This window comes from Pseudomonas sp. NPDC089530 (genome assembly GCF_050280705.1).
Lineage (GTDB): Bacteria > Pseudomonadota > Gammaproteobacteria > Pseudomonadales > Pseudomonadaceae > Aquipseudomonas.
This window is the reverse complement of record NZ_JBNNVU010000061.1, coordinates 22,438-32,047: the sequence shown is the minus strand read 5'-3', so window position 1 is coordinate 32,047 and position 9,610 is coordinate 22,438. Positions and strand designations below refer to the sequence as shown.

General features: G+C 57.4%; 8 protein-coding genes and 2 tRNA genes. 3 read left to right on the top strand and 7 right to left on the bottom strand.

Translation table 11 applies throughout. The features are described from left to right. The first annotated feature begins 64 nt into the window (after positions 1-64). Together ACQKQA_RS20905 and ACQKQA_RS20900 are read left to right on the top strand one after the other, a co-directional pair. A tRNA-Lys gene (locus ACQKQA_RS20905) sits at positions 65-140 on the top strand. 93 nt (positions 141-233) lie between these two features. Next, positions 234-310: transfer RNA gene (locus ACQKQA_RS20900), tRNA-Pro, on the top strand. Positions 311-392: 82 nt separating this feature from the next. Here ACQKQA_RS20900 and ACQKQA_RS20895 read toward each other — a convergent pair. The 4 genes from ACQKQA_RS20895 to ACQKQA_RS20880 form a co-directional block, all read right to left on the bottom strand. After that, positions 393-1,400: a fimbrial protein gene (locus ACQKQA_RS20895; protein WP_427561781.1), complete on the bottom strand. Its 1,008-nt coding sequence runs from the start codon at positions 1,398-1,400 to the stop codon at positions 393-395. A gap of 35 nt (positions 1,401-1,435) precedes the next feature. Beyond that, positions 1,436-3,928, bottom strand: coding sequence for a fimbria/pilus outer membrane usher protein (locus tag ACQKQA_RS20890; RefSeq protein WP_427561778.1), 2,493 nt, complete (start codon positions 3,926-3,928; stop codon positions 1,436-1,438). A gap of 113 nt (positions 3,929-4,041) precedes the next feature. Then, a complete protein-coding gene (locus ACQKQA_RS20885) occupies positions 4,042-4,773 on the bottom strand; it encodes a fimbrial biogenesis chaperone (protein ID WP_427561775.1) in 732 nt (243 codons plus the stop codon). 50 nt (positions 4,774-4,823) lie between these two features. Then, entirely contained in the window at positions 4,824-5,417 is a 594-nt protein-coding gene (locus ACQKQA_RS20880; protein ID WP_427561772.1) for a fimbrial protein, read from the bottom strand. Positions 5,418-6,042: 625 nt separating this feature from the next. Here ACQKQA_RS20880 and ACQKQA_RS20875 point away from each other — a divergent pair. Beyond that, positions 6,043-7,008 carry a fimbrial protein gene (locus ACQKQA_RS20875; RefSeq protein WP_427561769.1) on the top strand — a complete coding sequence of 322 codons (966 nt, stop codon included), beginning with the start codon at positions 6,043-6,045 and terminating at the stop codon, positions 7,006-7,008. Between the two features lie 145 nt (positions 7,009-7,153). On the opposite strand, the gene ACQKQA_RS20870 is transcribed toward ACQKQA_RS20875, so the two are convergent. The 3 genes from ACQKQA_RS20870 to ACQKQA_RS20860 all read right to left on the bottom strand — a co-directional run bounded on the left by ACQKQA_RS20870 (position 7,154) and on the right by ACQKQA_RS20860 (position 9,506). Further along, positions 7,154-8,452, bottom strand: coding sequence for an NAD(P)/FAD-dependent oxidoreductase (locus tag ACQKQA_RS20870; protein WP_427561766.1), 1,299 nt, complete (start codon positions 8,450-8,452; stop codon positions 7,154-7,156). A 60-nt stretch (positions 8,453-8,512) separates the two neighbouring features. Then, positions 8,513-8,686 (bottom strand): DUF3094 family protein, encoded by a 174-nt coding sequence (locus tag ACQKQA_RS20865; protein WP_427561763.1) that lies wholly within the window; start codon positions 8,684-8,686, stop codon positions 8,513-8,515. Positions 8,687-8,876: 190 nt separating this feature from the next. Next, positions 8,877-9,506 carry a DUF1780 domain-containing protein gene (locus ACQKQA_RS20860; RefSeq protein WP_427561761.1) on the bottom strand — a complete coding sequence of 210 codons (630 nt, stop codon included), beginning with the start codon at positions 9,504-9,506 and terminating at the stop codon, positions 8,877-8,879. Positions 9,507-9,610 lie beyond the last annotated feature (104 nt).

Here is a 9,610-nt window from a genome sequence, read left to right as displayed (position 1 = left end):
CGGTAGCGCGCCTGCTTTGGGAGCAGGATGTCAGGAGTTCGAATCCCCTTACCCGACCATATTTGGGTCGTTAGCTCAGTTGGTAGAGCAGTTGGCTTTTAACCAATTGGTCGCAGGTTCGAATCCTGCACGACCCACCATTTTTGAAACCAGTTCGCTGGGATCGAATCTTAAGATCAGACGCCAAAAGCTCTGTTCGCAGAAGGCGCCTTTTAAAGGTGCCTTTTTTTTACCGGGGTATAGCGCAGTCCGGTAGCGCGCCTGCTTTGGGAGCAGGATGTCAGGAGTTCGAATCCCCTTACCCCGACCATATTAGAAATCCCCGTATCGAAAGATACGGGGATTTTTTTTGCCCGAAATCTGGCTGCATGCCGCGTTTGCAATGAATGAGCTCAGTTGTAGTCGAGCACGTAGGTCATCGTTGCATCTGCCTTGCCAGCTTTTATCTCGCCGCCGCTCGCTGTATAGCGGGCCACACCAGAGAAACGGTAGATCTCGGCATCGACTTCGCTGCGCTGCCAATCCAAGCTGATCGCGCCAGGCTTGTTGAAAGGCAGTTTGCTGCCCTTGTCATCTTTCACTTCGATAACCACGCCTTTGGCAACGCCGGGCTGACCGGCTCCTGTCAGATTCAGCATGCCGGCGGCAGTCGAGTTGCCTTCGAAGTAGACTTTCATCGGTGCCGGTTTTGTCGGCCGCATGCCGCGGCAGCGCACTTCGAAGGTATAGCGTTGTTCCAGTGCTGCGCCGGATTGGATATTGGAAATAGCGATCTTTCCCATGGGGACGGTCTTGGTAGGTTCCTGGGACTCACAGCTGCTGAAAAAGAAGTTGTTATCCAGATTTGTGGTGCCTGTAGACACATAAGTGACTGTGCTCGGGGTCAAGCCGCTATCCGACGGTGAGGCGAATTCGGCTGTGAAGTTGACAGGTATTTCTCCTGAACCCACCGCGACTTCCGTACGGACGAATTCGACGTAGATATAGGTGGGGAGGTAGGGGGAACGGACTGAGGCGCCATCAATGACTAACTGGCCGGGGAAGTTATATACGGCACCCTTGCCACCGGCATTTATCCTTGAGGCAATGACACGTATGCCAATGCCTGGCACGCTCGTCTGGTAGACATTGGGAATTGCAGAGGGTGGAAATCCAATATCGATCGTTGTATTTAATATGTTTCCCCTTGGGCATTGGATCCCTTCCTGTAAGCCTACCCTCTGCGAAAAGCTTGCGAGTATCCCTCCGATTGGAACCCGACTAACGGTGAGGGAACTTGGAGCATTTATCTGATATGTGGACTGCGGAGCCCTTTCATAAGTCCAAGTACATGCTGAGAGCGCTGACTCGGCTAGTACCGCGCAACCAAGGGTAACAAGAAGTGTGATTAATTGACGCATCTGTATCGTCCTCATTGAGGGCACGGCCATGGCTGCTATAAAGCCCTGCAAAGACCATCCACGCGTTCGTATGCCAGGTCCTTGTTTGCTGGCGGCAGCTTGTAGTCCACCGCACAGGAGCCTTCTGCCCAGCGAATCTCCAATCGGCCCTGGTCGGGAACGCCAAAGACCAACAGGCGCGACAGGTTGTCGACCATGCCCAGAGGCTTGCCTTGTTCGTCGTACCCTTGGGCGCCAAAGGGGATGGGGCTGTCTTGCTCCGGGCGCAGGATGAATTGCAGGCGGCGCCCGGTCTGTGCGGCGTAGGTTGCCTTGACGATGGCGCCACGAGTTGGCACCAAGACCTTTGAGGTTTCACTGATCTCGGTATCTGTGCCCAGGGTCTGAGTATCCAGGTTCACCCAGTTGTAGCGATAGGGCTGCATATAGGGTATTACCGCATACCCCTTGCCATTGGTACGCACGGCGTTCCAGCCGGATACACCGACGCCGCCGACTTCCGGAATCTCCAGCAAACCGAAGGTTTCGCCAAGGGGTTGACCGAGGGTAACGCCGCCACTGTGTGCCAGCAACGAGCCGGAGGCGTTCAGGTCGACATGCTTGTCATCGCGACCCTGGTTGTAGTTGCCACGCAGTTTGGCGACGGGGGTGTCCCAGTCCAGGCTGGCGCCGGCAGTGTTACCGTTTCTTTTGCTGTGGCCTGCCTGTGCCGAGTAGCTGAGAGTTGCCTGATCGTCCAGGTAGCCGGATACGCTCGACTGCAGCGAGGAGTCGCCTTTGCTCGAGCTGATGGCGTTGCTGGAGATTTGGTGAGAGCTACCCGGTCCTCCCAGCGGCATGCTGATGTTGGCGGTGAATTGTGTATCCGAACCACCGTTCATGGGATCGCTCTGGGTGCGCGATATCGCAAAGTTGTAGCTGATGTTGGCGATGCTGCTGCCATAACCAAATTGCCAGTTGCGCGTACGGCCCTGCTGTTTCCAGTAGTTGGTTTCGTCCATGCTGATATACAGCGATCCTCGTTGTGAAAGAGTCTGGTTCACCCTGAGGTTGATTCGGCTCTTTTGTGCTCCAAGGCCTGCACGGTCCCAGCGTAGAAGGTCATCCACATGCTGGCTGAAGCTGCGATAGCCTTCGGTGGAGTAGCGGTAGCCGGCCATGGTGAAGGTGGTCTCCGTGGCGCTCAGCGTCTTGGAGTACAGGAAGCGGGCACTGTGACCCTTGTTTGTCTTGCCGTTCAGGGTTTTCGATTCGCTGCTGGTCACGTCGAAGGAAATGCCGCCGATGCTGGAGTTCACGCCTGCGCCAAGGTTGGCTGCGCGATAGTCCTGGGCGAGCAGCGCGCCGCCATAACCGGTAAGGTTATCTGTCACGCCGTAGACCGCTGTGCCTTGGGTGAACGATGGTGACGGCTGGTCGGTGGAGCGGTATTCACCGGCGGTGACGCTGTAGCGAAGATTGCCGCGCCGTGTCATGACCGGCTGGTAGGCATAGGACTGCTGATACTCGCGTACACGACCGTCCGCTTCGATGATCTTGATCTGCAGGTCGCCGTTGGAGCCGCTGGGATAGATGTCAGTGAACTCGAAGGCGCCAGGTGGTACCGACGCGGAATAGATCACGTAGCCGTTCTGCCGCACTTCGACGGTGGCATTGGTTTCGGCGATGCCACGGATCACGGGTGCATAGCCGATCTCGTTGTCGGGCAGCATGCCGAGGTCCGAAGCGATCTGCGCGCCGCGAAAACGAACGCTATCGAATATCTCGCCAGGGGTGTACAGCTCGCCCAGGGAAAGCTTGCCTTTCAGGCGCTGCACGTCGCGCTCCAGATAGGTGCGGTTGCTCTTGAACTCGTTTTTCGTACCGGTTCCGCCGGTCAGGGCGGATTCGTTACGAAAGCGCCACCCGGCGATATTGAAGCCGTTGCGCAGGTTCAGGCTGTGGTAGTCGTTCTTCATTCCCTGGTTGGTGTTGCGGTTGAAGTTGGCCTGGTAGTCGCTGTAGAAGGCGGTGATCCCTTCGTCCCAAATCGACGGGTCAACGTAACCGTGCGAATAGCGCTGGACATATGCCTGCGGAATGCTGAACTGCAATGCCAGGTTGGTGACGTCGAAATCCACCGTGGCGCCGGTGATCTGGGCGCTGATGTCGATCGGTAGTTCATCCTTGGCGTCGATGCCGATAAGTCCTTCCTGCTGGGCTTTGCCTGCGTTGAGTCCCAGTTCCTTGAGCAGTCCAAGAGAGACGACAGGTTTGATGTGCCCGGATGCATCGGCGCTGAAGGTGATTTCCTGGCGCTTGATCAGTACGTTGTTCAGAAAGAGGTCGACGCTGTAGGTGCCTGGTGGAACGGCGCTACCTTTCTCAAAAGACTTGAGGTCCACCGCAGCGCCATCCATTTTCAGAAAGGAGTCGTTGAACTCGACCTCCGCGGCGGACAGCTTCGAGGTCAATCCCAATGCCATGAGGCAACTCGCGCACGCACGCCGGGCGATCCTGAAGCTGAGCTCTCTCTGAAAAATGGGCATGCGAAATCCTTTCGATCATGCATCGGATGCCCGAGGCAGTGATCTGATTAAAAAGTCGGATTAGGTAAAGCTTCGCGTTCTAGCGGGCGGTGCGAATGGCGGCTGTGCTTTCGTTAGTTGGAAAGTTTGCTGGTGACTCGGTCCAGCCCGCCGTAATCGTTGATGCTGTCGAATTCCACCAATCCGGCTCCGGACCTCACGCCAGGCGCGCCTTTGAGCACAGCTACGCGTGTAGCTCCCGGTGCCAGCATTTCCATGGCCGCGGTATAGGGGGCAGTGTCCTTGCCGGTGCGCAACTTCACGGTGCTGCCGGAGAAGGACACGTGGTACGCGGAAGGGTTGGTCACTGAAAGCGCGGTTTTGCCACCTTGTTCCACCAGCTTCCATTGCAGGCTCTTGGCTGCATTTGCGGCGATGTCCGGCAGATTGGCCGGTCGATAGAACAGTTTCACGCGCTGGCGTATGGCAATCTGCAGGGCATTCTCGTTCTTGGCTTTTTGCGGGATCTCCTGCACGGCCAGCCAGAACACGGATTCCTTGTTGGTCGGCAGCCCCTGGCCCAGGTAGAGGATGCGCAGGACTTGCTGCTTCTTGCCTCCAAGGCGAACGAGTGGGGGGGTGATGGCGAACGGTACGTCGGCATCGGCTCCGTTGCTGTTTGGTTCGACCCAGGACTGGACCATGATGTCATTCGAACCCTGGTTTCTGACGATGACGGATGTTTCCTTGGCTGGCGCAGCAAAGACGACGCGTGTGCCATCCAGCGTAATGCCGGCACTGGCCATCGAAGCAAAGAGCATCATGGCGCTGGCGAATACGGTACGTGTCAATGATGAGGCTTTCATAGCGGCTCCAGGTCGGAGGGAGGGGCCTGGACCCCTCCCTTGGGCGCGGGTTACTCGTAGGTCAAGGTAAACGGCAGGGTGCCGTTCGCGGTACCTGCGGCGATCGTGGCGCCGTTGGCCACATAACCTGCCCGCAGGTTCAGCTTGGCGGTGTACTTGGTGGTTTCGGCTTCACCGGTTTTTTCCAGTGCGCCACTGATGGTTTCGTTCGCGGCGAGGTTCAGCAGTTTGTTGCTGCCGTCGTAAAGCCCGATGCCTACGCCGGTTGCGGTGCCGGTGGTTTTCAGCAGCGAACCGTTCTTGCTGTCGACGCCGGAACCACTGTTCGGGTCGAACTGGAGCTTGACGGAGGTCAAGCCGGCCGCAGTGCCGCCGCAATCCAGGTTCAGGTTGATGCTCTTGCCGCCGACGATGCCGCCGCCAGCAGTGCTGCCGAGCGAGTCGCTGCTGACCTTGCCGAGGCCGATATCGATGGATTGGGCGCCGGCGCTACCACCGACAGTAGTACCGGCGCCGCCGGTAATGGCACAGGATGCCGCGATGATCTCACCGGTGAAGTTGATGGTGCCATCTGCCGCCATGGCGGAGGTGCTTACCGCACCAGCGATAGCCATTGAAAGAACACTTTTGAGAAGTTTGGACATCTGATACGCCTACTTAAAGTGGGAGGTTCGATTTTTGCGTATCTAGTTAAAATCGATCAATCAGAAGAATCTTAAAAGAGGTGCGCTTTAGATCGTTTATGGCTCTTTACTTTTTTGAAGGTGGCATTTCAATAAGAAGATTCTTAAATGCTGATCGTTCGTTTGAGGGGAGTATCAAGAGTCGCTTTAGTGGGGCTGGTTGATCGCCTAATTGAACGCTGTTCGTAATCGCTGCGTCATGAAGCGCATTTTTACGGATGATGTCAGGAGGTCGTTCGATATGTTTCGATTCGTTGGCTATCGAACTAATTCGACGGTGTTTCCAGAGTGCGTTGCGTGTGGCTAGTGGGGGGCGTCGGTATGTTGCAGGAACGGAGCCTATATAGAGGGAGGAGGGCGCGGGTATCGAGGTTTGATTTGGCCTGGCCTGGTTACCTTGCAAAGGTGGGGTAGTTACTTGAATAGAGGTGGTGAGCCGGTCCTATGGCAGGCAGCGAATTGGAGTTCGAGCCCTATCGAGACAGGGAGATCGGCTCGGAAATAGCCTTGAGACATTTCTGAAAAGCCCCCAGTGGAAGTGTCATATTTATAAGGTTTTCAGTATTGTCATCGGTTATTCCGTTATATGAGCCTTTGGAAAATGATAAAGCCGATCCTCATGGTATTTTTGGCGTTGTTCGCCATTGAATCATATGCCGCTTGCACATTCAGTATACCGATTCCACACTCTCAGAACCTGGGGGCTACCCCCAAACCTGTAAGTTTCAGCCCGAGTGTACCTAATGGAACGATACTCCATACCATTAGAGGGGGCTTAGGGAGCCCTGGGGATTTTAATTGTGAATCAAATACTGGTGCCGTTTCTGTGCGTTATGAAGGTATGAATTTATATTTGGGGAATTATATTTATTCAACTGCCGTTAGTGGCATTGGCATGATGTTTAATGAAAGTGGGACGCTCTTGCCTCGCAAGTATAGTACTTCAAGGGGCGGAAAAATCCCCAGCTTTACTAGTTATACCGTATCTATAGTGAAGACTGGGAAAGTTACTGCGGGTGGAACCCTTGATGGCCATGTGGCGAGTGTTTTTCTGGATGGGCAAGAAGTCATAAAGTACATGCTGCCGCCAATAATCTTAAAGCCCAACGTTCCGACCTGCACGCTTCTCACGCCCAATACAACCGTGGACCTGGGGAAACCCACCATCCAGAATATAGACAACGAAGGGGGGCAGATGAGAGCGCTCAATCTCAAGCTCCAATGCGAAGGCGGAGAGCAACAGTCCAGCACTCGGATGTTCATCACATTTACTGATGCCCAAAACCCTGCCAATACATCCGATACGCTTTCTCTCTCTGCTGGCTCTTCGGCGGAGGGGATCGGGGTGCAGATAAGGCATGGCGACACTGGTAAAGCGATAATGTACGGCCCCGACTCGTCGGCCCCCAACACCCTCAACCAGTGGCAAGTTGGAGAGTTCGGCAACATATCCGTCACGATTCCGCTCAAGGCAAACTATATCAAGACAGGTCCGAAAATCATTCCTGGCAAAGCAAACGCAAGTGCCACCTTTACCTTGAGTTATCAATAAACGAGCCAGATCTCCTACCCCTTGCCATACAGGGGCATCAGGCTGTTCCCGATGAGTGAAGCCAACCCTTGATATCCGGCTCGGCCTTGAGTCGCGGTGGGGAAAAATGCTCCAGTCTCCTGGAGCATTTCTTTCCGCGGCTGATTCAGTGCAGCTTGAGTCGTGGCTCGGTACCGCGGCCGATCCGGCTGCCGAGCATCAGCATGGCGGTGCGGAACGGTCCGTAGAGCGCCATCTGATGCATGCGGTACAACGACACATAGAACATCCGCGCCAGCCAGCCTTCGAGCATCACGCTGCCGGTCAGGTTGCCCATCAGGTTACCCACGGCCGAGAAGCGCGACAGCGAGATCAGCGAGCCGTAGTCGGTGTACTTGTACTCCGGCAGGGCCTTGCCTTCGAGGCGCAGTTTCAGCGACTTGGTCAGCAGCGATGCCTGCTGGTGGGCGGCCTGGGCCCGTGGTGGAACGTTGCGATCGGAGCCCGGTTGTGGGCAGGCGGCGCAGTCGCCGAAGGCGAAGATGTTTTCGTCGCGGGTGGTCTGCAGGGTCGGCAATACCTGCAGTTGGTTGATGCGGTTGGTTTCCAGGCCGTCGATGTCCTTGAGGAAGCCCGGCGCGCGGATCCCCGCGGCCCAGACTTTCAGGCTGGCGGGAATCACCTGGCCATCGGCGGTGATCAGGCTGTCGGCCGTCACTTCGCTGACCGCGGCATTGGTCATCACCTTAACCCCGAGTTTTTCCAGGGTCTTGTGCACCGGGCCGCCGATTCGCTCGGGCAGGGCCGGCAGCACCCGCGGGCCGGCCTCGATCAGGGTGATGTGCATGTTTTCCGGCTTGATCCGGTCCAGGCCGTAAGCCGCCAGCTCATGGGCGGCGTTGTGCAGTTCGGCGGCCAGTTCGACACCGGTGGCGCCGGCCCCGACTATGGCCACGCTGATCTGTTCCACCGCATCGGTCTGCCCGGCGTGGGCGCGCAGGTAGTGGTTGAGCAGTTGCTGATGGAAGCGCTCGGCCTGTTTGCGCGTATCGAGGAACAGGCAGTGCTGGGCCGCGCCCTGGGTGCCGAAGTCGTTGGTGGTGCTACCCACGGCGAGCACCAGGGTGTCGTAGCCCAGTTCGCGGGCGGGCAGCAGCTCCAGGCCGTTTTCGTCGTAGGTGGCGGCCAGCTGGATCTTTTTCTGCTGCCGGTCGAGCCCGCTCATGCGGCCCAATTGGAACTCGAAGTGGTTCCATTTGGCTTGGGCGACATAGTTGAGTTCGTCTTCGGAAGAGTTCAGCGACCCGGCGGCCACTTCATGCAGCAAGGGTTTCCAGATGTGGGTCAGGTTCGCGTCGACCAGCATCACACTGGCGGTGCCGCGCTTGCCCAGAGTCTTACCCAGACGGGTAGCCAACTCCAGACCGCCGGCGCCGCCGCCAACGATGACAATACGATGAGTCATGGGGATATCTCGCAAGGCTAAAGGAAATCGGGACGGTTACCCGAGCGAGCGCAAGGCAGCTCATAGCGTCAGGTAACTGATAAAGCGGCTCAGCAGGCCCAGGCCAATGGTGAAGGCCAGTACCACCAGCAGGAGCATCCACGGCCGGAAGGGCCGGCGCTCGACGCGGTGTTGGGCCAGTTGCAGGTATTCTTCGACATGGCGTTGGTCGTCGGGGTTCAGGCGGCTGGTCATAAAAAGCCTCGTCAGCTAGACGTTGCGAACAGTATGAAGGTTACAGCGCTGTGCCATCGTGTCGGGCCACGGGGCATTGCCCGGAGCTTAGTCGCTCGCTGCCGGTCATCCCGCGAATGATTGTACTTTGTACCATTGGCCAGGGTATTCGCGCCACGCCACGAATGGCTACCAGGCCCGGGGCGACGGCCTACAGGCTGATACCGACGTCGAAGAGGATGCTGCGCCCGAGGTTGGCGCGCAAAAAATCCGGCGCGTCGGGGTGGGCGAACAGCACGCGGGCGAAGGTCGGCCCGACCAGCGACAACGAGCGCCAGCCCTGGCGCAGGTATTCGGTCGGCGGCGGGAAGTGGCTGTTGAGGTCCAGCACTTCGCGCTTGAGGCTGGCGAAGGCGATGATGTCCAGCTCCCCCAGGTCCATACCGCGTTCCTTGTAGTTATGGGCCTTCTTGCGCAGGGTCGGGGCGAGCCTGAGCAGCAGTTCGTTGGCCGGGATGCGCTTGGGCTTGGCCTCGCGTCGCACCAGCTGGCTGAGGGAGAAAGCGCTGCGGCGGCGCTGCAATTCATCGCGCCATTCGTCGTTGAGGCGACGGCCTTCGTCCAGCACGAAGAACACCTCGAAACTGGCCTCGCGGAACAGTACGTCCGGCGGCTCCTGCCCGGCGGGCGTGAACTCGTCGTTACGGTAGGGGATGTTCAAGCCTTGCAGCAGGCGCTGGCAGACCCAACGCTCACGCTCCCATTTGCGTGCATTGGACAGGAATGCATTGGCTTGTTCGGCCTGAATGGTGAGCAGGCGCAGGTAGTCTGAGTCATCCATAGTCCAAGCTTAGCGTCCAAACGCCGATCCTAGAAATACAGGCTGCCGGGTCGAGGGTTGCCGGCATTTATAACGGACAAGTGTGACAGCAGGTCAACCCGGCG